This is a genomic window from Pelomonas lactea, from assembly GCF_043555885.1.
Classification (GTDB): Bacteria; Pseudomonadota; Gammaproteobacteria; order Burkholderiales; family Burkholderiaceae_C; genus Pelomonas; species Pelomonas lactea.
In genome coordinates, this window is sequence record NZ_JBIGHX010000010.1 from 157,015 (window position 1) to 183,022 (window position 26,008).

General features: G+C 68.6%; 26 protein-coding genes. 12 read left to right on the forward strand and 14 right to left on the reverse strand.

Annotated features, from left to right (window positions below):
• On the forward strand, positions 1-321 hold the full coding sequence (locus ACG04Q_RS23130; RefSeq protein WP_394513900.1) for an NAD(P) transhydrogenase subunit alpha part 2: 321 nt from the start codon (positions 1-3) through the stop codon (positions 319-321).
• Positions 321-1,796 (forward strand): NAD(P)(+) transhydrogenase (Re/Si-specific) subunit beta, encoded by a 1,476-nt coding sequence (locus tag ACG04Q_RS23135; protein WP_394513901.1) that lies wholly within the window; start codon positions 321-323, stop codon positions 1,794-1,796. Before ACG04Q_RS23130 ends, ACG04Q_RS23135 begins: the two co-directional genes overlap by 1 nt.
• Before the next feature lie 25 nt (positions 1,797-1,821).
• Here the strand turns inward: ACG04Q_RS23135 and ACG04Q_RS23140 are convergent, their stop codons facing one another.
• Genes ACG04Q_RS23140 through ACG04Q_RS23155 form a run of 4 tightly spaced genes read right to left on the reverse strand, consistent with a single transcriptional unit; the run spans position 1,822 to position 4,465 of the window.
• Positions 1,822-2,220, reverse strand: coding sequence for a GtrA family protein (locus tag ACG04Q_RS23140; protein WP_394513902.1), 399 nt, complete (start codon positions 2,218-2,220; stop codon positions 1,822-1,824).
• On the reverse strand, positions 2,217-2,921 hold the full coding sequence (locus tag ACG04Q_RS23145) for a WbqC family protein (protein WP_394513904.1): 705 nt from the start codon (positions 2,919-2,921) through the stop codon (positions 2,217-2,219). Before ACG04Q_RS23145 ends, ACG04Q_RS23140 begins: the two co-directional genes overlap by 4 nt.
• On the reverse strand, positions 2,918-3,487 hold the full coding sequence (locus tag ACG04Q_RS23150) for a PglD-related sugar-binding protein (RefSeq protein ID WP_394513905.1): 570 nt from the start codon (positions 3,485-3,487) through the stop codon (positions 2,918-2,920). The genes ACG04Q_RS23145 and ACG04Q_RS23150 overlap by 4 nt, the downstream gene beginning before the upstream one ends.
• Positions 3,488-3,505: 18 nt before the next feature.
• Positions 3,506-4,465, reverse strand: coding sequence for a glycosyltransferase family 2 protein (locus ACG04Q_RS23155; RefSeq protein ID WP_394513906.1), 960 nt, complete (start codon positions 4,463-4,465; stop codon positions 3,506-3,508).
• A gap of 268 nt (positions 4,466-4,733) precedes the next feature.
• On the opposite strand from ACG04Q_RS23155, the gene rffA reads away from it, so the two are divergent.
• The 4 genes from rffA to ACG04Q_RS23175 all read left to right on the forward strand — a co-directional run bounded on the left by rffA (position 4,734) and on the right by ACG04Q_RS23175 (position 10,231).
• Entirely contained in the window at positions 4,734-5,861 is a 1,128-nt protein-coding gene (gene rffA / locus ACG04Q_RS23160) for a dTDP-4-amino-4,6-dideoxygalactose transaminase (RefSeq protein ID WP_394513907.1), read from the forward strand.
• Positions 5,858-7,870 (forward strand): hypothetical protein, encoded by a 2,013-nt coding sequence (locus ACG04Q_RS23165; protein ID WP_394513908.1) that lies wholly within the window; start codon positions 5,858-5,860, stop codon positions 7,868-7,870. Before rffA ends, ACG04Q_RS23165 begins: the two co-directional genes overlap by 4 nt.
• Before the next feature lie 97 nt (positions 7,871-7,967).
• Positions 7,968-9,641 carry a long-chain-fatty-acid--CoA ligase gene (locus ACG04Q_RS23170; RefSeq protein ID WP_394513909.1) on the forward strand — a complete coding sequence of 558 codons (1,674 nt, stop codon included), beginning with the start codon at positions 7,968-7,970 and terminating at the stop codon, positions 9,639-9,641.
• A gap of 62 nt (positions 9,642-9,703) precedes the next feature.
• Positions 9,704-10,231: a hypothetical protein gene (locus ACG04Q_RS23175; RefSeq protein ID WP_394513910.1), complete on the forward strand. Its 528-nt coding sequence runs from the start codon at positions 9,704-9,706 to the stop codon at positions 10,229-10,231.
• Between the two features lie 106 nt (positions 10,232-10,337).
• On the opposite strand, the gene ACG04Q_RS23180 is transcribed toward ACG04Q_RS23175, so the two are convergent.
• On the reverse strand, positions 10,338-10,898 hold the full coding sequence (locus tag ACG04Q_RS23180) for a thymidine kinase (protein ID WP_394513911.1): 561 nt from the start codon (positions 10,896-10,898) through the stop codon (positions 10,338-10,340).
• 156 nt (positions 10,899-11,054) lie between these two features.
• On the opposite strand from ACG04Q_RS23180, the gene ACG04Q_RS23185 reads away from it, so the two are divergent.
• The 5 genes from ACG04Q_RS23185 to ACG04Q_RS23205 all read left to right on the forward strand — a co-directional run bounded on the left by ACG04Q_RS23185 (position 11,055) and on the right by ACG04Q_RS23205 (position 14,425).
• Positions 11,055-11,258: a hypothetical protein gene (locus ACG04Q_RS23185; RefSeq protein ID WP_394513912.1), complete on the forward strand. Its 204-nt coding sequence runs from the start codon at positions 11,055-11,057 to the stop codon at positions 11,256-11,258.
• Positions 11,259-11,344: 86 nt separating this feature from the next.
• Complete coding sequence (locus ACG04Q_RS23190) at positions 11,345-11,992, forward strand: hypothetical protein (RefSeq protein ID WP_394513913.1); 648 nt, start codon at positions 11,345-11,347, stop codon at positions 11,990-11,992.
• On the forward strand, positions 11,989-13,209 hold the full coding sequence (locus tag ACG04Q_RS23195) for a glycoside hydrolase family 19 protein (RefSeq protein ID WP_394513914.1): 1,221 nt from the start codon (positions 11,989-11,991) through the stop codon (positions 13,207-13,209). Before ACG04Q_RS23190 ends, ACG04Q_RS23195 begins: the two co-directional genes overlap by 4 nt.
• 65 nt (positions 13,210-13,274) lie before the next feature.
• Positions 13,275-13,751: a MarR family winged helix-turn-helix transcriptional regulator gene (locus tag ACG04Q_RS23200; RefSeq protein WP_394513915.1), complete on the forward strand. Its 477-nt coding sequence runs from the start codon at positions 13,275-13,277 to the stop codon at positions 13,749-13,751.
• Complete coding sequence (locus ACG04Q_RS23205; RefSeq protein WP_394513917.1) at positions 13,748-14,425, forward strand: GNAT family N-acetyltransferase; 678 nt, start codon at positions 13,748-13,750, stop codon at positions 14,423-14,425. Before ACG04Q_RS23200 ends, ACG04Q_RS23205 begins: the two co-directional genes overlap by 4 nt.
• On the opposite strand, the gene ACG04Q_RS23210 is transcribed toward ACG04Q_RS23205, so the two are convergent.
• From ACG04Q_RS23210 to ACG04Q_RS23225, 4 genes are all read right to left on the reverse strand, one after another.
• The gene (locus tag ACG04Q_RS23210) at positions 14,406-15,794 is read right to left on the reverse strand and encodes an efflux transporter outer membrane subunit (RefSeq protein ID WP_394513918.1); all 1,389 of its coding nucleotides are present in this window, start codon (positions 15,792-15,794) and stop codon (positions 14,406-14,408) included. The genes ACG04Q_RS23205 and ACG04Q_RS23210 overlap by 20 nt on opposite strands.
• 5 nt (positions 15,795-15,799) lie before the next feature.
• Positions 15,800-19,024: an efflux RND transporter permease subunit gene (locus ACG04Q_RS23215; RefSeq protein WP_394513919.1), complete on the reverse strand. Its 3,225-nt coding sequence runs from the start codon at positions 19,022-19,024 to the stop codon at positions 15,800-15,802.
• A 108-nt stretch (positions 19,025-19,132) separates the two neighbouring features.
• Complete coding sequence (locus tag ACG04Q_RS23220; protein ID WP_394513920.1) at positions 19,133-20,341, reverse strand: efflux RND transporter periplasmic adaptor subunit; 1,209 nt, start codon at positions 20,339-20,341, stop codon at positions 19,133-19,135.
• A gap of 20 nt (positions 20,342-20,361) precedes the next feature.
• Positions 20,362-21,147, reverse strand: a complete 786-nt coding sequence (locus ACG04Q_RS23225) for an alpha/beta hydrolase fold domain-containing protein (RefSeq protein WP_394513921.1) — start codon at positions 21,145-21,147, stop codon at positions 20,362-20,364.
• 128 nt (positions 21,148-21,275) lie between these two features.
• On the opposite strand from ACG04Q_RS23225, the gene ACG04Q_RS23230 reads away from it, so the two are divergent.
• Complete coding sequence (locus ACG04Q_RS23230) at positions 21,276-22,211, forward strand: LysR family transcriptional regulator (RefSeq protein ID WP_394513922.1); 936 nt, start codon at positions 21,276-21,278, stop codon at positions 22,209-22,211.
• A gap of 6 nt (positions 22,212-22,217) precedes the next feature.
• On the opposite strand, the gene ACG04Q_RS23235 is transcribed toward ACG04Q_RS23230, so the two are convergent.
• The 5 genes from ACG04Q_RS23235 to ltaE all read right to left on the reverse strand — a co-directional run bounded on the left by ACG04Q_RS23235 (position 22,218) and on the right by ltaE (position 25,984).
• On the reverse strand, positions 22,218-22,373 hold the full coding sequence (locus tag ACG04Q_RS23235) for a hypothetical protein (protein ID WP_394513923.1): 156 nt from the start codon (positions 22,371-22,373) through the stop codon (positions 22,218-22,220).
• 140 nt (positions 22,374-22,513) lie between these two features.
• Positions 22,514-23,200, reverse strand: a complete 687-nt coding sequence (locus ACG04Q_RS23240) for a uracil-DNA glycosylase (protein WP_394513924.1) — start codon at positions 23,198-23,200, stop codon at positions 22,514-22,516.
• Positions 23,197-23,988 (reverse strand): indole-3-glycerol phosphate synthase TrpC, encoded by a 792-nt coding sequence (gene trpC / locus ACG04Q_RS23245; RefSeq protein WP_394513925.1) that lies wholly within the window; start codon positions 23,986-23,988, stop codon positions 23,197-23,199. The genes ACG04Q_RS23240 and trpC overlap by 4 nt, the downstream gene beginning before the upstream one ends.
• On the reverse strand, positions 23,988-25,022 hold the full coding sequence (gene trpD / locus ACG04Q_RS23250; protein ID WP_394513926.1) for an anthranilate phosphoribosyltransferase: 1,035 nt from the start codon (positions 25,020-25,022) through the stop codon (positions 23,988-23,990). Before trpD ends, trpC begins: the two co-directional genes overlap by 1 nt.
• 2 nt (positions 25,023-25,024) lie before the next feature.
• Positions 25,025-25,984 carry a low-specificity L-threonine aldolase gene (ltaE, locus tag ACG04Q_RS23255; protein WP_394514058.1) on the reverse strand — a complete coding sequence of 320 codons (960 nt, stop codon included), beginning with the start codon at positions 25,982-25,984 and terminating at the stop codon, positions 25,025-25,027.
• Positions 25,985-26,008: the final 24 nt, after the last annotated feature.

A 26,008-nucleotide genomic window follows, 5' to 3' on the forward strand; every position in this document is an offset into this window, starting at 1 on the left:
ATGGAAATGGTCGACCACACCATCATCAATCTCATCATCTTCGTGCTGGCCATCTACGTGGGCTACCACGTCGTCTGGACGGTGACGCCCGCGCTGCACACGCCGCTGATGGCGGTCACCAACGCCATCTCGGCCATCGTCATCGTCGGCGCGATGCTGGCCGCGGCGCTGACCGAGACGCCGTTTGCCAAGACGATGGGCGTCATCGCCGTCGCGCTGGCGGCAGTCAACATCTTCGGCGGCTTCCTCGTCACGCGGCGGATGCTGGAGATGTTCAAGAAGAAGGAAAAGAAGGCGGTGGCCAAAAAGGAGGGTGCGTGATGAGCATGAACCTGGTCACGCTGCTGTATCTGATCGCCAGCGTCTGCTTCATCCAGTCGCTGAAAGGGCTGTCGCATCCGACGACGTCCATCCGCGGCAATGTGTTCGGCATGGTGGGCATGGCCATCGCCGCGTTCACGACGGCCGCCCTCATCGTGAAGCTGGCCGGCTCGGCGACGGGGCTGGGCTGGGTGCTGCTGGGCCTGGTCGTTGGCGGCGGCTTCGGCGCGTGGAAGGCCAAGACGGTCGAGATGACCAAGATGCCCGAGCTGGTGGCCTTCTTCCACAGCATGATCGGCCTGGCGGCCGTGGCGATTGCGGTGGCCGCGGTCTACGAGCCGGCCGCCTTCGGCATCACGCCGCCGCTGGACGCCGCGCTGGCCGGCATCGCGGCCGAGGATGGATCCGCCGCCCGTGCGCTCGCGCCCATCCCCATGGGCAACCGGCTGGAGCTGGCGCTGGGCGCCTTCATCGGCGCCATCACCTTCACCGGCTCCGTCATCGCCTGGGGCAAGCTCTCCGGCGGCAGCAAGTTCCGCCTGTTCCAGGGCGCGCCGGTGGTGTTCAAGGGCCAGCACTGGCTGAACCTGCTGCTGGGTCTGCTGGCGTTGTGGGGCTGTGCGGTGTTCTGCCTTCACGGCTACGCGCATGCGTTCTGGATCGTCGTGGTGCTGGGCCTGGTGCTGGGCGTGACACTCATCATCCCCATCGGCGGCGCCGACATGCCGGTGGTGGTGAGCATGTTGAACAGCTACTCCGGCTGGGCGGCGGCGGGCATCGGCTTCTCGCTGAACAACCCGATGCTGATCATCTCCGGCTCGCTGGTGGGCAGCTCGGGTGCCATCCTGAGCTACATCATGTGCAAGGCGATGAACCGCTCGTTCTTCAACGTGATCCTGGGCGGCTTCGGTGGCGAGGCCGGCGCGGCCACTGCAGGCGCCGCGCAGCAGCGCAACGTGAAGAGCGGCAGCGCCGACGACGCCGCCTTCGTGATGGGCAACGCCGAGACGGTCATCATCGTGCCCGGCTACGGCCTGGCCGTGGCGCGCGCCCAGCACGCGGTGAAGGAGCTGGCGGCCAAGCTGACCGAGAAGGGCGTGACGGTGAAGTACGCCATCCACCCGGTGGCCGGCCGCATGCCGGGCCACATGAACGTGCTGCTGGCAGAGGCCGAGGTACCGTACGACCAGGTCTTCGAGATGGAAGACATCAACGCCGAGTTCGCGCAGGCCGACGTGGCCATCATCCTGGGCGCCAACGACGTCGTGAACCCGGCGGCGCACGTGAAGGGCAGCCCCATCTACGGCATGCCCATCCTCGAAGCCCACAAGGCCAAGACCGTCATCGTCAACAAGCGCTCCATGGCCGCGGGCTATGCGGGCCTGGACAACGAGCTGTTCTACATGGACAAGACCATGATGGTGTTCGGCGACGCGAAGAAGGTCGTGGAGGACATGCTGAAGGCGGTGGAATGAGCCGCCCCGCGGCGCGCGCAACGCGTCAGACTGCCGGCCTGACCCGGAAGACCCAGTACTTCTGCAGCAGGAACAGCAGGCCCGCGAGCACGATGATCATCGTGCCCTGCACCGCAAGGTGGGGGTAGTTCAGCAGGTCGACGCAGACGTACAAGGCCGCGAGGTTGACCAGGTAACCCAGCCCATAGGCGCATGCGTAGCGGAGCAGCGCCGTGTGTGCGGCGCCGTCATGCGAGAACGTCCACTTGCGGTTGAACACGAAGGTTTGCAGCACGCCGATGACGTACAGCAGGCTCATCGCGGTTTTCGGGCCCAGGTGCAGCAGCTCGGTCAGGCCGAGGTACCAGACGAACCCGAGGGCGTTCGAGGCGACGCCGACGATGCCGTACCGAAGCAGCTGAACCAGCGTGCGCCGGTCGCTCACGGTTGCCCGCCATCGCGCCAGCCCCAGATGTGCCAGGCGGCCTGAGGGCCTGTGTTGAACAGCAGGTCGATGATGCTGACGCCGTGTTCGAAAGGCGCCGACCCCTGCGGGTAGACGGGGTAGTTGCTGTAGTCCTTCCAGGTCAGCCGGATGTTCGCTTTCGCGAAGGCCTCTTCGTCGATGTAGGCGCGCGCCGCCGGCCCGGAGATGTAGTGCTCGGTGCCGGCCGCGGTCAGCAGGTTCAGCAGCCGCTCCTGCTTGGCGCCCCCACTGGCGTAGTTGCGCGAGTCATCGAAGCGCGTCTGCATGCCCAGCAGTTCTTGGGAGATGCGCTGGATCAGTTGCTGGTTGAGCTCCGACAGGCTGGTCCATTCGCGGCCTCGGTAGATGTCTTCGAAGAAGGGCCTGTACAGCTTGAAGTAGGGGCTGTTGCGGTAGGTCTGGCGAATGCTCTCCCAGTGCGAGGACTGCCAGCGGTGATCGGCCAGCTCGACATCGCAGATGCGCCGGTCGGTGTTGATGCCGGTCGGGATGGTGAGCCAGCGCGGGCCCTGGGGCGTCTGGATCTTGTTGCGGTTGCGCCAGTCGTTCTTCGTGTACTGGACGTCGTCGTAGAAGATGAACAGATCGGCGTCGTGAATGAGGTCGAAGTAGCCCTTCCAGGGGATGTAGTTCGATTGCAGGACGACGACGTTCTTCATGCCGTGGGGGTTCGCTTGACGAGGGATGCGGCTTTGACAAAGCTGCTGGGAGGCAGGTCGACATGATCGACCACAACGGCGCCGGCGCCCACGAAGCTGTGGGCGCCCAGCCGTACGAAGCCGCACAGGGTGGCGCTGGGAGAAATGAAGCTGTTGGCGCCGACATGGGTGTCGTGATTGACGCAGGCCAGGGGCCAGAGCACGCAGGCTGCTCCCACGTTGGCATGAACATCCACGTGAGCGCCGGCCATGACGAAGCAGCCCGGGCCCACGGTGGCCTCGTCGGCCACGTAGGCGCGCGGGTGGACCAGTGCGGGGCACGCGTAGCCGGCCTGCTGCACGCGCTCCCAGGCCGCCCAGCGGGCGGCAAGGTTGTTGTAGCCGATTGCGAGCGCCACGCCGTGTTCGGTCGGCGGATGGCTGGCGCGGACCTGTTCGAAGCTGCCCAGGGCCGACGCGTTGCGCCCGGTGTCGTCGATGAGGCCAGCGACCTGATGACCGCACTGGCGCACCAGCGCGGCCACGGTGGTCGAGAAATCGCCAGCGCCGTAGATCAGCAGTTTCATGGAGCGCGAGGGGGCCGGTCAGGGCGCGCGATGCACGTCTCTGACGATGAACGTCGGACGGTTCTGCACCTGCTTGTAGACCTTGCCCAGGTAGATGCCGATGACGCCGAGGCCCATGGTCGTCATGCCCAGGCTCAGCGTGACCAATGCCATCAGTGAGGTGAAGCCGGTCAGCGTGTCATCGAACAGGATCTTGCGTGCCACGAGGTAGGCGATGTACAGCACGCTCAAGCCCGTGATGCTGACGCCCGCGTTGAACAGCAGCGTCAGCGGCTGCGCCGAGAACGCGCTGATGGCATCCACCATGAGCCGCAAGCGGCGCATGAAGGTGTAGCTGCTGGCGCCTTCGCGCTGCCCCTTGGGGATGGGGATGCCGATCTGCTGATAGCCGGTCCAGGCCAGCATGCCGCCGATGAACAGGTTCTTGTCGCCGAGTTCCAGGGAGGCCTGGACAAAGCGGCGCGTCATCAGGCGCTCCGTGGTCATGTTCTCCGGGATGCGCACGTCGCTCATCGAATTGAACACGCGGTAGAACATGCCGCCCGCGCGTCGCTCCACCCAGCCGCCCTTGCGGGCTTCCTGGTAGCCGTAGACCATGTCGCTCTTGGTTTGCAGCAGCTTGGCATGCATGTCCACGAGCACCATCGGCGACACCTCCAGATCGCAGTCGATCAGGAAGACCAGTTCGCCCCGCGCCAGCGACAGGCCGGCCTGCATGGCCGCGTGGTGTCCGAAATTGCGGGACAGGTCCACCACCACCAGCTCGGGCAGTTCAGCGCGTTTGGCCACGGCCCATTCGAGCGAATCGTCGGGTGAGCCGTCGTTGACGAGCACGATCTCGAAATGACGGCACTCGATCTCGGCGAGTGCGGCGAGGCTCTGATCAAGAAATTCCTCGAGGAATGGCCGTGAGCGGTACATCGTCGAGACGATGCTGATGCGGGGACCCTCGATGGGCGCGTCTTGGGGGGCGTGCATGGGCAGGAGGAGGTGTGCGAGTCGGAGCGATCAGGGCCGTCACAGTCGCCAGCGAGAGACCATGGAAGGCGAAAGATGATAGGGGAGCGCGGTGGACGCCCCCTGTCCTCCATGAAGGTGCAATCGGCGTCACCGCCTGAATGGGCGGGGCGCCGTGGGGCGGTGTGTTGCGTTAGGAGCGACACTGTGCGGCGACCTTCGCGGTACCGCTGAACGATGGGCTGGCTCGTGCCGTGCCCGAAACATCTCCAGCCAACTCCTTTTCGCCATGAGCATCCCGTTCAACAAGCCCCACATGACCGGTCGTGAGCTGTTCTACATCTCGGAGGCGCACCATCACGGCTGGCTGGCGGGCGACGGCAAGTTCTCCAAGCTCTGCCACGCCAAGCTGGAGGAGGTGACGGGCGCTGCCAAGGCGCTGCTGACGCACTCGTGCACGGCAGCCCTGGAGATGGCCGCGATCCTTGCCGACATCGGCCCCGGGGACGAGGTCATCATGCCGTCCTACACCTTCGTCTCGACGGCCAACGCCTTCGTGCTGCGTGGGGCGACACCGGTGTTCGTGGACATCCGGCCCGACACACTGAATCTGGACGAGCGCCTCGTCGAAGCGGCGATCACGTCCCGCACGAAGGCCATCGTGCCGGTTCACTACGCAGGCGTCGCCTGCGAGATGGATGCGCTGCTGGACATCGCCCGGCGGCACGGCCTCATGGTCATCGAGGATGCCGCACAGGGGTATGGCGCGTTCTACAAGGGCAGGCCGCTGGGCACATTGGGCGCGCTGGGGGCGTTCTCCTTTCACGAGACAAAGAACGTCATCTCGGGCGAAGGCGGCGCGCTGCTGGTTCAGGACCCGGCCCTGACCGAGCGGGCCGAGATCATTCGCGAGAAGGGCACCAATCGCTCGCGCTTCTTCCGCGGCCAGGTCGACAAGTACACCTGGGTCGACATCGGCTCTTCCTTCCTGCCGTCCGAACTGGTCGCGGCGTTCCTGTGGGCGCAGCTGCAGGAGAGCGAGCGCATCAATGCCGAGCGCATGGCCATCTGGCAGCGGTATCACGATGCGTTCGCGCCGCTGGAGGCGGCCGGGCATGTCCGTCGCCCCATCATTCCGGCGGACTGCGCGCACAACGCCCACATGTATTACCTGCTGATGGAAGACCTGGAGCAGCGCACGCGTTTCATCGCGGCGCTCAAGGCCCGGCAGATCGGCGCTGTTTTCCATTACGTGCCGCTGCACTCGTCGCCCGCCGGGCAACGTTTCGCGCGCGTCTCGGGATCGATGGATGTCACGGACCGGCAGTCGGAACGCCTGGTGCGCCTGCCGCTGTGGCTGGGCGTGGAGGCTGAGCAGGAAAGCGTCATCGAAGCTGCGCTGGCAACGTTTCGATGAGCGCCCTGCGTCGCGCAGCCGGCGGTCTGGCCGCTGCGCTGCTGGTAGGCCTGTTGCTGGTGTTCGTGCATCAGCGCATCAATCCGCATCGCCTGGAAGTCTGGATTGACAGCCCCAGCAACGGTTCCTTGAGGTTGGAGGCGCGCTGCCAGGGCGAGGGTGCGTCGGTATTCAGGCATCGCGAGTCGATTCAGGCGCGTTACCAGCGAGTGAGGTTGCCGTTGCCGGGGTGCCGGTTGGGTGAACTGAGCTTGCGTTCCGACAAGGCAGAAGGCCGCATCGCCGCTGTGCTGATCAGCCGCTACGGTGTGCCGCAGCAGCAGCTGCTGGGTGAGAAGCGGACGTTGGGGGGCGAGGCGTTTCTGCGCCTGGATTCGCGGCCGGATCGGGCGCAGGGCGTTGATCTGGCCTCGCCGCTCACGCTCGCCGGGGAGGGGCGTGACACGGGCGTGGCCGGCGCTGGTGCGCTGCAACTGATGCTGGTGCCCTTGCTGGTGTGGGTGGCCGCATTGGTGTTGCCGCGGCGCGATCAAGAGGCCGATGGCCCGGCGTCGTTCATGAAAGGGTGGGGCGCGGTCGCCATCCTGGCCGTCGTCACGATGGCCTGGCTGGTCCGAACGGACGTGTCCCTCAGCCCCGATGAGGGGCTGCACGTCACGACGGCTCACTATCACTTCGAGCGCTGGATCAAACCCGCCATCGGCGCGGTGGAACTGGAGCCGGCCTACCGGTCCAGCATCTACGGCGTCTCGTACCTGAGCGCCACAGACCCGGTCTATGTGATCGCGGCAAAGTTTGCCGTCGCTGCATGGCCGCTGCTGCAGGACGACGTGCTCGGCCTGCGGCTGTTCAACGTGCTGCTGCTGGTCTGGGTGTTCGCCGCCGCGGCGCGGCTGCGCTACGGTGTGATGTTCACGCTGCCGCTGCTGCTGATGCCGCAGGCCTGGTATCTGTTCGCCTACTTCAACGGCGATGCACTGCCGTACGCCCTGAGCGCCATGCTGTGCGTGCTCGCGTTGGCGCATTGGACGAGAGCCACGCCGCACGACGCGCCGTCAGCCGCGCGTGTGCTGGCTTTCGGTGGGCTCGTGGGCATGTTGCTGCTGTCCAAGCAGAACTATTGGCCTTGTACGGTCCTCCTCGCAATGCTTTGGATGTCGACCTGCCGGCCCGGTCTCGGGGCGAGCGGCTGGCGGTGGTTCTGTGTGGCCTCCGCCGGACTGGTCGTGACACTGCCACTCGCGCTGGACGGCACGCTGCCGCCCGTGCGCCTGGCGCCGGCGGCGGCTTGCCTGCTGGCCGTGCTTGGGCTGCTGTGCACGTGGATCCTTCGTCAATGGCGGGCGCGCGAGGGCTGGATGGCGCGTCGCTGGATGGCCGGCGGGTTGGCGCTGGGGTTGTGCGGCGTGATCGGCGTGAAGATGGCCGATGAGCTGGCCAACAACCCGGCACCCTGGGCCGCGGAGCGGGCAGCGACAGCGCTGGCCGTGCAGGAGAAGTACGCGGACAAGTCGATGCGTCCCAGCGCGCTCGCCGAAGGCGGAGCGAACAGCCGGTATCGCATGCGCAGCCAGGGCAAGGGCCTGATCGAGTTGAAGGAGCGGGGCTGGCTCCAGCAGTCGATGCGCACGGCGTTCGGGTCGTACGGGTACCTGGACATCGAGTCACCCGCGCCGTTGGTTCATGCGCTGCAGGCCGCGTTGCTGGCGGTGCTGGTGCTGGCGCTCTGGCAGGCGCGGCCAGCGCCCGTGATGACCAGCGTGCGCATGGCTGTGCTGGTCGGCGTGGCCAGTGTCTTCGTGGCGTCAGCGCTTTTCAGCTGGACGGGCGACTACCAACCGCAGGGCCGCTACCTGCTCAGCGTCGTGCCGATGCTGGGCCTGGGGCTGGCGTTGGTGGGGCGCGAGGACCGATCCGCGTTGCGTGTTGTCGCGACGCTGGGCTTCCTGCTGGCGCTGGTGTCGTTCGTCGGTGTCGGTACGGCGGGTCTCGTGCGGGTGACTTACTGAGCGGTCCAGGCCTCCCCGGCAAGCGCCTATCGAATCCCCTGACCGGAGCGCTGTCAGCTATCGGTCAGAATCGGCGCAACCAACAAGGAGACAAGGCATGGAGCCGATCTGGCTGAAGCATTACCCGGCCGAGGTGCCGCGCGACGTCAATATCGCGCTCTATCCGAGCCTGGTCGATCTGCTCGACACGTCGTTCAAGAAGAACGCCGCCAAGCCCGCCTACCTGATGATGGGCAAGAGCCTCAGCTTTGCTCAGGTCGATGAAGCCTCGCGCGCCTTCGCCGCCTACCTGCAGAGCCTGGGCCTGGAAAAGGGCGACCGCGTCGCCCTCATGATGCCCAACCTGTTCCAGTACCCGGTGGCCGTGGCCGCCGTGCTGAGGGCGGGTTATGTGGTCGTCAACGTGAACCCGCTGTACACGCCGCGCGAGCTGGAGCACCAGCTCAAGGACTCCGGCGCCAAGGCCATCGTCATCATCGAGAACTTCGCCTCGGTGCTGCAGCAGGTCATCAAGAACGTGCCCACCAAGCACGTCGTGCTGGCCGCCATGGGCGACATGCTGGGACTGCTCAAGGGCAGCATCGTCAACTACGTCGTGCGCAAGGTGAAGAAGATGGTGCCGGCCTTCGAGCTGCCGGGCGCCGTCAAGTTCAACGACGCGCTGGCCAAGGGCCGTGGCCTCACCTACAAGGCGCCCAAGCTGGGCCCGGACGACATCGCCGTGTTGCAGTACACCGGCGGCACCACCGGCGTGTCCAAGGGCGCCGTGCTCAAGCACCGCAACCTGGTGGCCAACATCCTGCAGTCCGAGGCCTGGTACCAGCCCGCGCTGAAGAAGATCCCGGCCGGCCAGCAGGTCGTCACCGTCTGCGCGCTGCCGCTGTATCACATCTTCGGTTTCAACACGAACATGATGCTGTCCATGCACATGGGCGGCGCCAACGTGCTGATCCCGAACCCGCGTGACCTGCCGGCCATGTTCAAGGAGCTGTCGCAGCACGGCTTCCACAGCTTCCCGGCCGTCAACACGCTGTTCATGGCCATGGCCAACCACGCGGACTTCAATACCGTGGACTGGAGCAAGCTGGTCATCTCGGTCGGCGGCGGCATGGCCGTGCAGCAGGCCACCGCCAAGCTGTGGCTGGAGAAGACCGGCTGCCCCATCGTGGAGGGCTACGGCCTGTCGGAGACCTCGCCCACGGCCACCTGCAACCCGACCGACAGCACCGCCTACACCGGCACCATCGGCCTGCCGATGCCGCTGACCGAGCTCAAGCTGCTGGACGACGATGGCAACGAGGTGCCCATGGGCCAGCCGGGCGAGATCGCCATCCGCGGCCCGCAGGTCATGGCCGGCTACTGGCAGCGCCCCGACGAGACGGCCAAGGTCATGACGGCCGACAACTTCTTCCGCACCGGCGACATCGGTACCGTCGATGAACGCGGTTATTTCAAGATCGTCGACCGCAAGAAGGACATGATCCTCGTCAGCGGTTTCAATGTGTATCCGAACGAGGTGGAGGACGTCCTCACGCAGATGCCCGGTGTGCTGGAGTGCGCCGCTGTCGGCGTGCCCGATGCCAAGGCCGGCGAGGCGGTGAAGGTGGTCATCGTGAAGAAAGACCCGAATATCACCGAGGCCGACGTGCGGTCGTATTGCGAACTCAACCTGACCGGCTACAAACGACCCAAGATCGTCGAGTTCCGCACCGAGCTGCCCAAGACCCCCGTTGGCAAGATCCTGCGCCGCGAACTGCGGGACAAGACCTGATCGCCTATCTTTTGTGACGAGACCCGCCGGCGGCGATCCCGCCGCGGGCGAGGCATTCCACCGTGCTCGATCAGCTGCATTCCAAAACCGATGCCGGGCGCGCCGAGATTCGCGCGCGGGCCCTGCCGCTGTCACGCGCGGCGCGCAACCTGCTGCTGGTGCTGGACGCCACCAAGCCCGCCGGCGACTGGCTGCGCCTCGTGGCCGGCGCCACCGAGGCCGACCTCGAAACGCTGCGTCAGCAGGGCCTCGTCGTGCCCCAGGCCGGCCCGGCGATGCCCGCAGGGGCGCAGCCTGCGCCCGTCGTTGCGCCCGCGCCCGTGGCTGCAACCGTCGCCACTGCGGCGCCGGCGCCGGCGCCGGTCGGCGGTTCGCCACTGCTGGACCGCGCCGCGCTCTACACCTACATGAGCGGTCAGGCCACCAAGCTGCTCGGGCCGTTCAAGGGCTATGCCTTCGCGCTCGAAGTGGAGCGCTGCGGCAGCCTGGGTGAGCTGCAGGCGCTGGCGCTGCAACTCGTGGAGCGCGTGCAGAAGGCCAAGGGCGACGAAGCCGCTGCGGCGGTGCGCGACGCGCTCGGACTGCGCTGATTGCGGGCCGAGCCCTGGGCCGCCCCCGAGCCGGGCTGCCTCGGCGATGCGCGTGCGGTTCGATGCCGCACGCGTCGTCGTCCCCTCGGCCGAGGGGCTCCCATCCCTAACCCTGCCGGAAGCAGCGCCCGCAGACCGACCGATAGCGCGCGTTGCCGCCGATCTCCACCTGCGCGCCTTCGGTGACCTTGCGGTTGCCGGCGTCCACGCGCATGTTCATCGTCGCCTTGCGGCCGCAGTCGCAAATGGTCTTCATCTCGTCCATCTCGTCGGCCAGCGCCAGCAGCGTTGCGGAGCCGGGGAAGAGCTCGCCCTGGAAGTCGGTGCGCAGGCCGTAGCAGATGGCCGGCAGGTTGCGCAGGTGCGCCATCTCGTGCAGCTGCTGCACCTGGCGCTTGGACAGGAACTGCGCCTCGTCGATGAGGATGCAGGCGATGCCCGGCGCGTCATCCATCAGCGCGATGAAGTCCGTCGTGTCATCGAACTGCTCGACCTCGCGCTGCGGCCCCAGGCGCGACGTGACGACGCCGTGCCCGTAGCGGTTGTCCAGCCGGGCCGTGAAGATGCGCACCCGGTGGCCGCGCTCCTCATAGTTGTGCGCGACCTGCAGCAGGGCGGTGGACTTGCCGGCGTTCATCGCGGCATATCTAAAAAATAGCTTGGCCATGGGTTGTTGTAAGCAGTGGTGCATTGTCCCAGGCACCCGACCCCGCGCTTGGAGGGTGGGGGAAGCCCGCGGTTTGGTGGCCAACCGCGGGCTAGCGAGGTGGCGTTGTCATCATTCGTGTGGATCAATGCTTGCTTCGTCCTGACCTGCACGAAGATGAGCAAAGACACCGTGACCGCGGTCCGCCAAGATGGCCTGCGCTACCAGTCGAAAGTGGGCGGTTCGCCCTTTCTCGGCAGCGGCCACACCCGCTCCTGCTTCAAGTGCGGCAAGCACCGGTCGCCGGCCAGCCTGCAGTCCATCCGGCTGTTAGGCCGCAACGAGGTCGTTTGCAAGCCCAATTGCAAGACGCTTCCCTAGTTCGATAGACGTCCACAGGACAAGGGATGAGGCGGCCCGGGCCGCCCGCCTAAGCTGACCCGGTCGCAGCAGACCGGGAGCAGCAGATGCCCATTCCACTGATCGCGGCGGCGCTGTCGGCGATCGCGCCGCAGCTCGCGCAAAAAGGGCTGGACCTGCTCAGCGGCGTGTTCCGCGGCGCGGTCAACAAGGGCACGGCCGAGATCGCCGACCTGATCCAGCAGAAGACCGGCATCGACATCAACGATGTCGCGGACAACAAGCTCACCGAGACGCAATGGGCCCAGCTCAAGCAGTTCGAGTTCGAGTACCAGGGCAAGCTGCTGGAGTACCGCCAGAAGAGCGACGCCAACCAGCTTGAGTACGAACGCATTGCAGCCGCCGACCGCGCCAGCGCGCGGCACATGCAGGAGGCCGCCATCGGCAGCACCGACCCCTGGGTGCGGCGCTTCATCTACATCTACGCCAGCGTGCTGACGCTGCTGACGTTCATCTTCATCTTCTTCGCCGCCTTCGGACCGGCCTACAAGCCCGACGACCCGCGCGCCCGCGTCATCGACACGGTGCTGGGCTTCCTGCTGGGGGTGACGCTGTCGGCCATCATCCAGTACTTCTTCGGCTCGAGTGCCGGCAGCAAGGCCAAGGACGAGAAGATCGGCCAGCTGGGCGAGGCGATCCGCGCGCAGAGCGTCGCCATGCAGGAACAGGACGGTGAACGCGGAGGCCGGCCATGAGCGATCTCGTGCGCGAGCAATCCGTTTTCCTGCTGCATGTCTGCGAGCTGGTGAAGAAGGCCGGCGAGCTGGGCTTCTCGGCGTCGGCCGGCGAGCTGTACCGCACACCGGAGCAGCAGGCGCTGCACGTGCGCAATGGCCGCAGCACGACGATGGCCAGCCAGCACCTCAAGCGCCTGGCCATCGACCTGAACTTCTTCCGCGACGCGCCCGACGGCCGGCCGCTGCTGATCTCCGACGTGGAGACGCTGCGCCCCATCGGCCAGTTCTGGGAGGGGCTGGACGCCGCCAATCGCTGGGGCGGCAACTGGACCACCTTCAAGGACACGCCGCATTTCGAGCGTCGCGAGGCGCCCGCCGCCGCTGCGGTGCCCGCGCCTTCGGCCGCCGCGATGCCGGCGGTGGCAGGCACGCGGGGCCGCGGCCTGACGACGGGTTCCGTCGGCGCGCGGTGCAGCAACGCACGCGATGACGTCGAGAGCGTGCAGCAGCTGCTCAACCTCTGCAGCAGCGCGGGCCGCGTGCAGTTGCCCGAGCCGCTGAAGGCCGATGGCGCGTTCGGCCAGAAGACGCTGGACGCCATCATGGCCTTCCAGCGCAGTGCGCTGGGCCAGGGTGAGCCCGACGGCCGCGTGGACGCCAACGGCGCCACGCTGCTGAGCCTTTGCGAATCCCTGCCCGAGGCGCTGGAGCCGCCGTGGTTGAGTCTGCTCTACCTGCGTGCGAAGGACGAGGACGTCGCCGACTTCGCGCCGCGCCTGCGGCAGGTCATGGCCAACCGGCACATCGACACGCCGCTGCGCCAGGCGCACTTCCTGGCTCAGGTGGGGCACGAGTCCGGCGAGTTTCGCTTTCGCGCCGAGATCGCCAACGGCGAGGCCTACCAGGGCCGCGTCGACCTGGGCAACCTGCAGCCGGGAGACGGCCGCAAGTTCAAGGGCCGCGGCCTCATCCAGCTGACCGGCCGCGCCAACTACGGCGAGTACGGCCGCGCCATCGGCCGCGAGGCGGAGCTGCTGGCCACGCCGGAGCTGGTCGAGACCGACCCGGAGCTCTGCGTGGATGTGGCTGGCTGGTTCTGGGCCAAGAAGAACCTGAACAACCTTGCCGATGTCGACGACCTGACGTCGTTGACCAAGCGTGTCAACGGCGGCCTCAACGGCATCGATGACCGCCGCCGTCTGCTGCTGCGGGCCAGGGCGCTGTTGGGAGCCTGAGTCACGTTGACGTGCGCTCGCCAAATGCATAGCATGATATGCATGTTGGTCCAGCGGGAGCCGTCGTGATTGAGGATGTGGTCAAGGAGTTGGGCCATCTGAGCCTGGGCACGCGGCTCAAGCGCATCGGCGAGACGCTGCAGGCGCAGACGCAGGCCGTGCTGGCGGCGCGTGGCTTCGCGCAGCCGGCGGCCTACTTCCCGCTGCTGGCCGCGCTGGACCGGCTGGGGCCGCTGAGCGTGGGTGAGCTGAGCCAGGCCGTCGGCGTCAGCCAACCTGTCATCACGCGTTCGCTGCGCGGGCTGGAGGAGGACGGGCTCATCGCGTCGGAGACGTCGGAGGAGGACCGCCGCGTGCGCCGCATCGCGCTGAGTCGCAAGGGGCGTGGTCTCGTTCAGCGTTCGCAGCGCGATGCCTGGCCGGACATCGAGGCCGCCGTCGCCCAGGCATGCGAACGGTTGGAGGGCGATCTCCTGACCCAGCTGGCGGCGCTGGAAGAGGCGTTGGCTGAGGCGCCGCTGATGGATCGGGTGCCGTCATGAGCGCGCTGGATCGTCCTGTCTGGGCCAGCCTGCAGCATCAGCCGCAGTGGGGTTATGGCGATGAGCGCGCACGGCGCTTCAGGGCCGACATCAACCGGTTTGCAGCGACGCCCGACGAAAGTGCGGCGAGCCTGCGCGCGCTCGCCGAGCTGGTGCAGCCGGGAGAGGATGCCGTCTTTCTCGCACAGGTACCCTCGATCGTCGTGCCGCCCGGCCTCGAAGCGGTGAAGGAGGCATTGGGGGTGCAGATGGTGGCGAGGCGATTGCTGCCGCTGGAGGACGACGGCCTGCGGGTGCTGGGCGATGCGGACGCCGCCGACATGCTGGCGCTGGCGACGCTGACCGAGCCCGGCCCGTTCCTGGCCCGGACGCACACGATGGGGCGCTTCATCGGTGTGCGCATTGAAGGCCGGCTCGCGGCGATGGCGGGGGAGCGCATGCGCTTCCCCGGACATGTGGAAGTCAGCGGCGTCTGCACACACCCGGACTTCCGTGGTCAGGGCCTGGCGCGCCGGCTGTCGGCCGCGGTGACGGCCGACCTGCAGCGGCGCGGCGAGCAGCCTTTTCTGCACGCCTGGGTGACGAACGCCGCCGCCATCTCGCTCTACAAAAGCCTGGGCTTCGAAGTGCGCGCGACGGTGAACATCGCGGTGCTCAAACGCCGGCCAGCTTGACCGGCGCGGCACTCCAGCCGCCGCCCAGCGCGCGGATCAACCCGACCGTGGCCTGGTACTGCGCCGAGCGCACCTGCAGCGCGGCCCGCCGGTTGGCGAGTTCGCTGCGGCGCGCGTCCAGCAGCTCCAGCTGGCTGACCAGGCCGTTGCGGTAGCGCGCGTCGGACAGCTTCAGCGCCTGGCCGGCCGCACTGACGGCGCGGGCGCTGGCCTCGCCCTGCGCCTGCAGCAGCGTGATCGCGCCCAACTGGTCTTCCACGTCCTTCAGCGCCAGCAGGAACTGCTCGCGGAAGGCGATGGCCGAGCCGTCCAGCTGCGCCTTGGCGGCGTTGACGCCGGCCTCGCGGCGGCCGCCGTCGAAGATCGGCAGCGCGGCCAGCAGGCCCACGCCCCAGGTGCTGGCTCCGCTCTTCAGCAGGTCCGACAACTCGCTGGACACGCCGCCGCCCTGGGCCGTCAGCGTCAGGCTGGGCCACCAGGCGGCCTGGGCCACGCCGACGCGGGCCTGCGCCGCCTGCAGTTGGCTGCGTGCGGCGGCCAGGTCCGGGCGGCGCTGCAGCAGCTCGGAGGGCAGGCCGGCCGGCACGGCGGGCAGCGCGGTGGCCCAGGTCGTCGGCGCGAGGCGGAAGCTGGACGCCGGCTCGCCCAGCAGCACGGCCAGCGCCGTCTCCAGCTCGACGCGGCGGCGGTCCAGCGACAGGGACTCGGCTTCGTTGGCGGCCAGCTCGGCGCGCACGCGGGCCAGGTCCAGGTCGGCCACATCGCCGGCGCGGGCGCGCTTCTCGGTCAGGGCCAGCGTTTCGGCATAGGCCGCCACGGTGTTCTGCACGATGTCGCGCTCGGCATCCAGCGCCCGCAGGGCGAGGTAGCCGCGGGCCACGTTGGCCTGCACCAGCAGGCGGGCGTCGGCCAGCAGTTGCTCGCGGGCTTGAACATCCAGCGCGGCGGCGTTGCGCTCGTGCAGCAGGCGGCCGCCCAGGTCCAGCTCGTAGGCCAGGTTGAGGCCGGCGCTGTACTGCGTGGCGCCTTGAGCGCCCGGCGTGGGCGTGTTGCGGCCGGCGCCGGCGGAGGCGCCCAGCTGCGGCAGCCGTGACGCCTGCGCCGAGCCCAGCGCGGCCCGGGCCTGCGCGAGCCGGTTGGCGGCCAGCTGCACGCTGGTGTTGGCCGCCATCGCGCGGCCGACGAGGTCGTCCAGCACGGGGTCGGCAAACGGCTGCCACCAGCTGGCGGTCAGCGCCGGTGCGGTGGCGGCGCCGGCGGTCTTGTAGGCGGCGGGCGCGTTCGGCAGCTGGGCCGGGTCCACGCTGCCGACCGACGCGCAGCCGGCCAGCAGCAGCGCTGCGAAAAGTGGGGTCAGGTTCAATTTCATGATGATCACTTGCCTCGTTGCGGCAGGGCGTCGATGACGGGCTGCGCGGGGGATTCGGAAGCCGCCGGTGCCGCCACCTGCCCACCGTGGTGGCGCAGCGGCGCGTTGCCCGTCAGGCGGCGCACGATGACGTAGAACAGCGGCGTCAGGAACAGACCGAAGAAGGTCACGCCGATCATTCCGGCGAACACCGCCACGCCCATGGCCTTGCGCATCTCGGCGCCGGCGCCGGTGCTGAGCACCAGCGGCAGCACGCCCATGACGAAGGCCATCGACGTCATCAGGATGGGCCGCAGCCGCAGCCGTGCGGCTTCGAGCGCCGCCTGCAGCGGGGTGCGGCCGGCGAACTCCAGCTCGCGGGCGAACTCGACGATCAGGATGGCGTTCTTGGCGGACAGGCCCACCAGCACGATGAGGCCGATCTGCGTGAAGACGTTGTTGTCACCGTGGCTGAGCCACACGCCGGTCATCGCGGCCAGCAGGCCCATGGGCACGATGAGCAGGATGGCGATGGGCAGCGTCAGGCTCTCGTACTGCGCGGCCAGCACCAGGAACACCAGCAGGATGGCCAGCGGGAACACCCACACGGCGGAGTTGCCGGCGATCTTTTCCTGGTAGGTCAGGTCGGTCCACTCGTAGCCGATGCCCGGGGGCAGCGTCTCGGCGGCAATGCGCTCCACGGCGGCCTGGGCCTGGCCCGACGAGAAGCCGGGGGCGGCGCCGCCGTTGATGTCCGCCGACAGGAAGCCGTTGTAGCGCATGGCGCGTTCGGGGCCGAAGCTGGGCTGCACCTTCATCAGCGCGGACAGCGGCACCATCTCGCCCGAGGCCGAGCGCACCTTCAGCGCGCCGATGTCCTCGGCACGGGCGCGGTAGGCGGCATCCGCCTGCACGCGGACCGAGTAGGTGCGGCCGAACTTGTTGAAGTCGTTCACGTACAGGCTGCCGAGGTAGATCTGCATCGTGTCGAACACGTCCGTCACGGCCACGCCCAGCTGGCGGGCGCGGGTGCGGTCGAGGTCGGCGAACAGCTGCGGCACGTTGACCTGGTAGCTGGAGAACAGGCCGGCGAGTTCCGGCGTTTGGTAGGCCTTGGCCATGAAGGCCTTGAGCGCGCCGTCCAGCGCCTCGTAGCCCAGGCCGCCGCGGTCTTGCAGCTGCAGCTTGAAGCCCCCGGTGGTGCCCAGGCCCTGCACGGGCGGCGGCGGGAACATGACGATGAAGGCGTCTTCGATGGCGCCGTACTGCGCGTTCAGCTTGCCCGCGATGGCGCCGGCGGACAGGTCCGCCGTCTTGCGGTCTTCAAAGGGCTTGAGCGTGGCGAACACGATGCCCGAGCTGGAGCTGTTGGTGAAGCCGTTGATGGACAGGCCGGGGAAGGCCACCGCGTGCTCCACGCCCGGGGTCTTGAGCGTGATGTCGGTCATGCGGCGGATGACGTCCTCGGTGCGGTCCAGCGTGGCGCCGTCCGGCAGCTGGGCGAAACCGATCAGGTACTGCTTGTCCTGCCCCGGCACGAAGCCGCCGGGCACGGCCTTGAACAGGCCCACCGTGGCCGCCACGAAGGCCAGGTAGATGACCATCATCACGGTCTTGCGCGACATCAGCGCCTTCACGCCGCCGCCGTACTTCTCGGAGCTGCGCGTGAACAGGCGGTTGAAGCGCGTGAAGAAGCCGCCCAGCACGCGGTCCATGGCGCGGGTCAGCGCGTCCTTCGGCGCGTGGTGGTCCTTCAGCAGCATCGCGGCCAGGGCCGGCGACAGCGTCAGCGAGTTGATCGCCGAGATCACCGTCGAGATCGCGATGGTCAGCGCGAACTGCTTGTAGAACTGGCCCGTGAGGCCGGTGATGAAGGCCAGCGGCACGAACACCGAGATCAGCGTCAGCGCGATGGCGATGATGGGGCCCGACACCTCGCGCATGGCCTGGTAGGTCGCATCCCGCGGGCTCAGGCCATTGGCGATGTTGCGCTCTACGTTCTCCACCACCACGATGGCGTCGTCCACCACGATGCCGATGGCCAGCACCAGGCCGAAGAGGCTGAGCGCGTTGATCGAGAAGCCGAAGCCGTGCATCACCGCGAACGTGCCGATGATGGACACCGGCACGGCCAGCAGCGGGATGATGGACGCGCGCCAGGTCTGCAGGAACAGGATGACCACCAGCACCACCAGCGCCACGGCTTCCAGCAGCGTGTGGATGACGGACTCGATGGACGCGCGCACGAACTGCGTGGGGTCGTAGACGATGGTGTAGTCCACGCCTTCGGGCATGGCCGTCTTCAGGTCTTCCATCGCCGCGCGCACGTTGGTGGAGATGTCCAGCGCATTGCCGCCCGGGGCCTGGAAGATGGGCACGGCCACAGCCTGCTTGTTGTCCAGCAGCGAGCGCAGCGCGTATTCGCTGGCGCCCAGCTCCACACGGCCCAGGTCACGCAGGCGCGTGACAGCACCGTTCGAGCCGGTCTTCACGATGATGTCGCCGAACTCCTCGGCCGACTGCAGCCGGCCTTGCGCGTTGACCGACAGTTGCAGGTCCACGCCCGCCAGGCCCGGCGACGCACCGACCACGCCGGCCGCGGCCTGCACGTTCTGGCCGCGGATGGCGGCCACCACGTCGCTGGCTGACAGGCCATGCTCGGCCACCTTCTGCGGGTCCAGCCACACGCGCATGGCGTAGTCGCCCGAACCGAACATCAGCACCTGGCCCACGCCCGGGATGCGCGCCAGGCGGTCCTTCACGTTGAGCAGCGCGTAGTTGCGCAGGTAGGTCATGTCGTAGCGGTCGTTGGGCGAGGTCAGGTGCACGACCATGGTCAGGTCGGGGCTGCTCTTGACCGTGGTCACGCCCAGGCGCTTGACCTCCTCGGGCAGCCGCGCCTCGGCCTGGCTGACGCGGTTCTGCACCAGCTGCTGGGCCTTGTCGGGGTCGGTGCCGAGCTTGAAGCTGACGGTCAGCGTCATCAGGCCGTCCGTCGTCGCCTGGCTGCTCATGTAGAGCATGTCCTCGACGCCGTTGATGGCTTCTTCCAGCGGTGTGGCCACCGTCTCGGCGATGACCTTGGGGTTGGCGCCCGGGTACTGGGCGCGCACGACGACCGAGGGCGGCACGACGTCGGGGTATTCCGAGATCGGCAGTGCGCGGATCGACAGCAGGCCGCCGATGAAGATCAGCAGCGACAGCACGCCCGCAAAGATCGGGCGGTCGATGAAGAATTTGGAGAGATTCATGAGGGCTCCTGGCGCGAGCGCTGCGGTTTCAGGCGACAGCACGCCCCCCGCAGGCCGGTTTTGCCGGCCCGCAGACAGCGCTCGCGGGTGGGGTATAGGCTTCTTGGATCAGGAGGTCTTGGCGGCGGCCTGCTGCGCGGCCAGTTCGGGCTTGGCATCCATGGCCACGTCCTTCGGGGCGAGCACCGAGCCGGGTCTGACCCGCTGAACGCCGCCGACGACGATGCGCTCGCCGCCCTTCAAGCCGCTGGTCACCACGCGCAGGCCGTTCACGCTCGCGCCCAGCGTCACCGGGCGCCACTCGGCCTGGTTGCCGGTGCCGACAACGATGACATAACGCTTGTCCTGGTCGGTGCCCACGGCGCGCTCGTTCACCAGCAGCGCGGGTTCGTTCTTGGCCTGGCCCATGCGCAGCTTGGCGAACTGGCCCGGAATCAGCCGGCCGTCCTTGTTGTCGAACACCGCGCGCACGCGCAGCGTGCCGCTCTTGGCGTCCACCTGGTTGTCCACCAGCTGCAGGCGGCCGGTGAGCGAGTCACTGCCGCTGGCCATCTCCACCGGAATCTTCTCCAGCCCGCGGCGGTCACCCGGCAAGGCGGCCAAGGCGCCGGTGACGATCTTCTCGTCCGCGTCGAAGCTCGCGTAGATGGGGCTGACGGACACCAGCGTCGTCAGCACCGGCGCGCCGGCACCGGCGGCGACGAGGTTGCCCGTCGTCACCTCGATCTTGCCGACCCGGCCGGCCACCGGGGCGCGCACCTGGGTGTAGCTCAGCGACAGCTGGGCCGTTTGCAGCGCGGCCTGGGCGGCGCGCAGGTTGGCGGCGGCCTCGCGGGCGGCGTTGTCCTTCTCGTCGAACTCGCGCTTGGCCACGGCGCGGTCGTCCCACAGGGCCTTGGCGCGCTGCGCCTCGCTCTGCGAGTAGGTCACGCGAGCCTGCGCGGCGGCGACTTGCGCCTCCATGCGGGCCACCTCGGCCTGGTAGGGCGCGGGGTCGATGGTGACGAGCAGGTCGCCGGCCTTCACCAGGCTGCCCTCGCGGAAGTGCACCGCCTGCACGGCGCCAGACACGCGGGCGCGCACGTCCACCCGCTCCACGGCCTCCAGCCGGCCGGAGAACTCGTTCCAGGCGGCCACGTCCTGGCTCACGACTTTGGCGACCGACACCGGCGTGGCCGGCGGCGCCGTGGGGGCGGCATCGGCCTGCGCGGCGCCCGCGCCGAACTGCGCGAAGCCGATGGCGCCCAGCGCGACGACGGCGGCGGCGCCGGCGATCAGGCCGACGCGACGGTTGAGAGGGGTGGGGGTGGACTGCATTTCTATTTCTCTCCGAGGGGTCAAGCAGGATTCGTGGACAGGGCCCGGCGCGTGGCCTGGCCGAGGAACTCGTGGATGGGGGTCAGCGCGTCACAGGCGTTCAGCGAGGCCAGCGTCAGGTCGCTGGCGCAGCCGCCGTGGGCGCGCAGCGCGGCGGCATAGCGGCGCGCCTCGTCGTTCAGCGGATGGCCCTGCACGCCCAGCACCAGGGCTGGCGCCAGGCCTCCCAGCCGTGTGGCGTTCAGCGGCGCGGCATAAGGGTGGTCGGCGCGCGTGCTGTCGCCGAGATAGACCTGCCAGCCCTTGGCGTACTGGCACTCGCAGCCGCCGCATTCGCCGTCGCGCATGGAGGCGCTGCCCAGCGCCGGGTCCAGCATGGGCGTCACGAGCAACTGGCCGGCGATCTGCGGCGCCTGCTGGTCGCGCGCCATCATCGCCAGCGCGGCGGCCAGGTTGCCGCCGGCTTCCTCGCCGCCCACGAACAGCGCCGTGTGCGGCGTGCCGGTCAGCTGGCCGGGCCGGGCGGCCACGGCCTGCAGCGCCTCGAAGGCGGCGGCCAGCGCAGTCGGGAAGGGTTGCGCGACGGGGTAGTCCAGCGTGACGACATCTGCGCCCGCGCTGGCGAGCAGCTCGGCGCGCTGCGGCGTGTCCGCCGGGGCGCCGCCGGTGAAGCCGCCGCCGTGCAGCCACAGCAGCAGCGCACGCCCGCCACCGGCCAGGGGCCGGCGAGCCGCGTGCACGGCCGCCGCCCAGCCGGGCGCAGGGCCCAGGCGCAGCGAAGTGGGTGTGGCGAGTCTGTTGTCCATGGGCCGAAAGATAGAGATCGGCGTCCCATAGATAAACGGCCTTGGCCGTGACTCACTTTTCCTTCACATGGAACAATTTGCACTGATTTGGGCAGCAAACTGCCCGGCACTCAACAGCGAAGCCGTTTATGGACCGTCTTACCGCGATGCAAGCCTATGTCCGTGTCGTCGAGGCCGGCACCTTCACCAAGGCCGCCGACTCGCTGGACCTGCCCAAGGCCACCGTCACGCGGCTGATCCAGACGCTGGAGACGCACCTGCGCACCAAGCTGCTGAACCGCACGACGCGGCGCGTGACGGTCACGCCCGATGGCGCCGCGTATTACGAGCGCGCGATGCGCCTGCTGTCGGACCTGGAGGAGCTGGAAGGCAGCATGAACCAGGCGCGCATGACGCCGCGCGGCCGTATCCGCATCGACGTCCCCGGCGTGGTGGGGCGCGAGATGATCATTCCGCACCTGCCGGACTTCTACGCCAAGTACCCCGACATCCAGATCGAGCTGGGCGTCAGCGACCGCACGGTGGACCTCATCAGCGACAACATCGACTGCGTGATCCGTGGCGGCGAGCTGACCGACCAGAGCCTGGTGGCGCGGCGCATCGGCGAGTTCCGATTCATCACCTGTGCGACGCCCGAGTACCTGCGCCGCCACGGCACGCCGGCGCATCCGCTGGAGCTGACGCAGCCGCCTCATCGCATGGTGGGCTACTTCTCGGCGCGCACGGGCAAGGTCATGGCCGACACCTTCCGGCGCGGCGACGAGGAGGTGGAGGTGGCCGGCAACCACATCCTGGCGGTCAACGACGCGAATGCCTACCTGAACGCCGGCCTGGCCCACCTGGGCGTGGTGCAGCTGACCTGCTTCATGGCCGGGCCGCTGCTCAAGCGTGGCGAGCTGGTGCGGGTGCTGGAGGACTGGGACGCCGAGCCGGTGCCGGTCTACGTCGTCTACCCACCCAACCGCCACCTCAGCAGCAAGCTGCGGGTGTTCGTGGACTGGGTGGTGGAGCTGATCGGCCGCGAAGCGATGGGCGGGCTGAAGCTGCGCTGCACGACGGCCTGAAGGCCGTCAGGCCTCGCCGTCGCTGCTGGCGACCTGCGTTGCATGGCCGAAGTCCTCGGCGCTGGGCGCCGGCGCGCTGATCGCGAGCAACATGCCCGCCGCCAACGCCGTGACGGCCGTCGCGGCGGTGATCAGCGTGAAAAGGGAGCGGGTGGTGTGCATGGTGACTCTCCTGTCGGCCACCTCTTGAGTGGGGTGTGTGCCGATGGTGGTCACTGTATGAATTGCGGCCCGCGGGAAAAAGCCGGTGGAATAGAACGGCGAGTTGCTGCGGGCGGAACAATCCGCGCCTTGAAAGCCGGTCAGGCCTTTTTCGGCGCGCCCCGCCCGCGCGCTTCCAGCCAGGCCTTGGCCGTCGAGAAATGCCCGCAGCCGATGAAGGGCCGCGGCGGCTTCAGCGCGGACAGCGGCGACGGGTGGTTGGCCTTCAGCACCAGGTGATCCTGGCGCGCCGCCTCGATCAGCGGCGCCTTGGCCTGCGCGTAGCTGCCCCACAGCATGAAGACCTTGGGCGCCGGGTCTTCGGCCGCCGTCTTGATGAGCGCGTCGGTCAGCTGTTCCCAGCCGCGGTTGGCATGGCTGGCGGCCTGGCCATCTTCCACCGTCAGCACCGCGTTCAGCAGCAGTGTGCCGCCCTCGGCCCAGCGCACCAGGCTGCCGGTGGGGGGGAACGGCTTGCCGAGGTCGCGCTGGATCTCCTTGAAGATGTTGCGCAGGCTGGGCGGGAAGGGCACGCCTTCTGGCACGCTGAAGGACAGGCCTTCGGCCTGGCCGGGGCCGTGGTACGGGTCCTGGCCGAGGATGACGACGCGCGTCTGCGACAGCGGCGTCAGCGTCAGCGCGCGCAGCGGCTCGGGCGGGTAGATGGTGGCGCCTGCCGCATGGCGCTCGGCCAGGTAGGCCAGCAGCTTCTGGCCGGCGGGGCTGGCGGCCCAGGCGTCGACGACGGGGCGCCAGTCGGTGTCCGGCAGGGTCAGCGGGAAGTTCATCCGAACAAGTTTGCCAGCGCGACGCCGGGGTCCGGCGCGCGCATGAAGGCCTCGCCCACCAGGAAGGCGTGCACGTTGGCGTCGCGCATGCGCTGCACGTCCGCCGCGCCGAGGATGCCGCTCTCGGTCACCAGCAGCCGGTCGGCGGGCACGCGCGGCAGCAGGCCCAGCGTGGTGTCCAGCGTCACGTCGAAGGTGCGCAGGTTGCGGTTGTTGATGCCCAGCAGTGGCGTCTTGAGCGCCAGCGCGCGGTCCAGCTCGTCGCCGTCGTGCACCTCCACCAGCACGTCCAGGCCGATGGCGTGGGCGGCGGCTTCGAGGTCGGCCATCTGCGAGTCGGCCAGGCAGGCGGCGATGAGCAGGATGCAGTCCGCGCCCATCGTGCCGGCTTCCATGACCTGGTACTCGTCGACGATGAAGTCCTTGCGGATGACGGGCAGCTCGCAGGCCGCGCGCGCGGCCTGCAGGTAGGCCACCGCGCCCTGGAAGAAACGCTCGTCCGTCAGCACGGACAGGCAGGCCGCGCCGTGGCGGGCGTAGCTCTCGGCGATGGCGGCGGGCTGGAAGTCTGCGCGGATGACGCCCTTGCTGGGGCTGGCCTTCTTGATCTCGGCGATGACGCCGGCCTGGCCTGCCGCGACCTTGGCGCGCAGTGCGCGCTCGAAGCCGCGCTGCTCGCCCTTGCGGCCCTCGGCCTCCTCACGCTGCGACGCCAGCGAGCGCTTCGCCTTGGCCGCCGCGATTTCCTCCCACTTGACCTCGACGATCTTCTTCAGGATGTCGGCCATCAGTTCGCCCCCAGGTTCTGCGTCACCTTGACGAAGCTGTCCAGCTTGGCGCGCGCGGCGCCGCTGTCCAGCGCCTGGCGGGCGCGGGCGATGCCGTCGGCGATGGTCGAGGCCACGTTGGCCGCGTACAGCGTCGCGCCGGCGTTCAGCAGCACGATGTCGCGCGCCGGGCCGGCCTGGCCGTCCAGCACGCCCAGCAGCATCTCGCGCGACTGCTCGGGGCCTTCCACCTTCAGGCTGCGGTTGCTGGCCATCTGGAAGCCGAAGTCCTCGGGATGCACCTCGTACTCGCGCACGGCGCCGTCCTTCAGCTCGCCCACCAGCGTCGTCGCGCCCAGCGAGATCTCGTCCATGCCGTCCTTGCCGTAGACGACCAGCGCATGCTCCGCGCCCAGGCGCTGCAGCACGCGCACCTGGATGCCGACGAGGTCGGGGTGGAACACGCCCATCAGGATGTTGGGCGCGCCGGCCGGGTTGGTCAGCGGACCCAGGATGTTGAAGATGGTGCGCACGCCCAGTTCGCGGCGCACCGGCGCGATGTTCTTCATCGCGGGGTGGTGGTTGGGCGCGAACATGAAGCCGATGTCGCACTCGGCGACCGACGCGGCCACCTGACGCGGCGTCAGCTGGATGTTGGCGCCCAGCGCCTCCAGCACGTCGGCGCTGCCGGTCTTGCTGCTCACGCTGCGGTTGCCGTGCTTGGCCACCTGCGCGCCGGCGGCTGCGGCGACGAACATGGCGCAGGTGGAGATGTTGAAGCTGTGCGCACCGTCGCCGCCGGTGCCGACGACGTCGACGAGGTGCGGCTGCGGGCCCAGCGGCACCTTGTTGGAGAGCTCGCGCATGACCTGCGCGGCGGCGGTGATCTCGCCGATGGTTTCCTTCTTCACGCGCAGGCCGGTAATGAGGGCCGCGGCGATGACGGGCGACATCTCGCCGGCCATGATGCGGCGCATCAGCGTCAGCATCTCGTCGTGGAAGATCTCGCGGTGCTCGATGACGCGGGTCAGGGCTTCGTTGTCGGTGATCGGCATGGTCAGGCCTTCAAAAACTCGGCGGCAGCCGCAATGGCGTGGTCGATGCCGGCGGCATCGACGTCGAGGTGGGTCACGAAGCGCAGGCCGATGAGGCCCGTGGCCAGCACGCCGCGCGACTTCAGGTGTTCCAGCAGCGCGGGGCCGCGGCCGTCGCTGACCTGCGCGAAGACGATATTCGTCTGCGGTGGCGTGACGGTGACACCGGGCAGTGCCGCCAGCCCCTGCGCCAGCCGCTTGGCCAGCGCGTGGTCGTCGGCGAGGCGGTCGACGTGGTGGGTCAGCGCGTGGTCCGCCGCGGCGGCCAGCAGGCCCACCTGGCGCAGGCCGCCGCCCACCATCTTGCGCACGCGGTGGGCGCGCTGGATCAGTTCGCGCGAGCCCACCAGCATGGAGCCGATGGGCGCGCCCAGGCCCTTGCTGAAGCAGATCGAGACGGAGTCGAAGTGGCGCGCCAGCTCTGCCGGCGTGCGGCCCGAGGCGACCACGGCGTTGAACAGCCGCGCGCCGTCCAGGTGCGTGGCCAGGCCGCGCGAGCGGGCCAGCTCGCAGGCGTCGGCCACGTAGGTGGCGGGCAGCACGTTGCCGTTCCAGGTGTTCTCCAGTGCCAGCAGCCGGGTGCGCGCGAAGTGCGCGTCGTCGGGCTTGATGGCCGCGGCGATGTCCTCCAGCTTCAGCGTGCCGTCGGGCTGGTTGGGGATGGGCTGGGGCTGGATGCTGCCCAGCACCGCCGCGCCGCCGCCTTCGTAACGGTAGGTGTGGGCCAGCTGGCCGACGATGTATTCGTCGCCACGGCCGCAATGGGCCAGCAGCGCGCAGAGGTTGCTCTGCGTGCCGCTGGCCATGAAGAGGGCGGCTTCCTTGCCCAGCAGCGCGGCGACGCGTTCCTGCAGCGCATTGACGGTGGGGTCGTCGCCGAAGACGTCGTCACCCACCTGCGCAGCGGCGATCGCTTCGCGCATCGCTGCCGTCGGCTTGGTGACGGT

Bases quoted from the DNA above. Each gene is read 5' to 3' on its own strand.
- ACG04Q_RS23130 (WP_394513900.1), top strand. From the start codon at position 1: ATGGAAATGGTCGACCACACCATCATCAATCTCATCATCTTCGTGCTG.
- ACG04Q_RS23135 (WP_394513901.1), top strand. From the start codon at position 321: ATGAGCATGAACCTGGTCACGCTGCTGTATCTGATCGCCAGCGTCTGC.
- ACG04Q_RS23145 (WP_394513904.1), bottom strand. From the start codon at position 2,921: ATGAAGAACGTCGTCGTCCTGCAATCGAACTACATCCCCTGGAAGGGC.
- ACG04Q_RS23150 (WP_394513905.1), bottom strand. From the start codon at position 3,487: ATGAAACTGCTGATCTACGGCGCTGGCGATTTCTCGACCACCGTGGCC.
- ACG04Q_RS23155 (WP_394513906.1), bottom strand. From the start codon at position 4,465: ATGCACGCCCCCCAAGACGCGCCCATCGAGGGTCCCCGCATCAGCATC.
- rffA (WP_394513907.1), top strand. From the start codon at position 4,734: ATGAGCATCCCGTTCAACAAGCCCCACATGACCGGTCGTGAGCTGTTC.
- ACG04Q_RS23165 (WP_394513908.1), top strand. From the start codon at position 5,858: ATGAGCGCCCTGCGTCGCGCAGCCGGCGGTCTGGCCGCTGCGCTGCTG.
- ACG04Q_RS23170 (WP_394513909.1), top strand. From the start codon at position 7,968: ATGGAGCCGATCTGGCTGAAGCATTACCCGGCCGAGGTGCCGCGCGAC.
- ACG04Q_RS23180 (WP_394513911.1), bottom strand. From the start codon at position 10,898: ATGGCCAAGCTATTTTTTAGATATGCCGCGATGAACGCCGGCAAGTCC.
- ACG04Q_RS23185 (WP_394513912.1), top strand. From the start codon at position 11,055: ATGAGCAAAGACACCGTGACCGCGGTCCGCCAAGATGGCCTGCGCTAC.
- ACG04Q_RS23190 (WP_394513913.1), top strand. From the start codon at position 11,345: ATGCCCATTCCACTGATCGCGGCGGCGCTGTCGGCGATCGCGCCGCAG.
- ACG04Q_RS23195 (WP_394513914.1), top strand. From the start codon at position 11,989: ATGAGCGATCTCGTGCGCGAGCAATCCGTTTTCCTGCTGCATGTCTGC.
- ACG04Q_RS23205 (WP_394513917.1), top strand. From the start codon at position 13,748: ATGAGCGCGCTGGATCGTCCTGTCTGGGCCAGCCTGCAGCATCAGCCG.
- ACG04Q_RS23210 (WP_394513918.1), bottom strand. From the start codon at position 15,794: ATGAAATTGAACCTGACCCCACTTTTCGCAGCGCTGCTGCTGGCCGGC.
- ACG04Q_RS23215 (WP_394513919.1), bottom strand. From the start codon at position 19,024: ATGAATCTCTCCAAATTCTTCATCGACCGCCCGATCTTTGCGGGCGTG.
- ACG04Q_RS23220 (WP_394513920.1), bottom strand. From the start codon at position 20,341: ATGCAGTCCACCCCCACCCCTCTCAACCGTCGCGTCGGCCTGATCGCC.
- ACG04Q_RS23225 (WP_394513921.1), bottom strand. From the start codon at position 21,147: ATGGACAACAGACTCGCCACACCCACTTCGCTGCGCCTGGGCCCTGCG.
- ACG04Q_RS23230 (WP_394513922.1), top strand. From the start codon at position 21,276: ATGGACCGTCTTACCGCGATGCAAGCCTATGTCCGTGTCGTCGAGGCC.
- ACG04Q_RS23235 (WP_394513923.1), bottom strand. From the start codon at position 22,373: ATGCACACCACCCGCTCCCTTTTCACGCTGATCACCGCCGCGACGGCC.
- ACG04Q_RS23240 (WP_394513924.1), bottom strand. From the start codon at position 23,200: ATGAACTTCCCGCTGACCCTGCCGGACACCGACTGGCGCCCCGTCGTC.
- trpC (WP_394513925.1), bottom strand. From the start codon at position 23,988: ATGGCCGACATCCTGAAGAAGATCGTCGAGGTCAAGTGGGAGGAAATC.
- trpD (WP_394513926.1), bottom strand. From the start codon at position 25,022: ATGCCGATCACCGACAACGAAGCCCTGACCCGCGTCATCGAGCACCGC.
- ltaE (WP_394514058.1), bottom strand. From the start codon at position 25,984: ATGCGCGAAGCGATCGCCGCTGCGCAGGTGGGTGACGACGTCTTCGGC.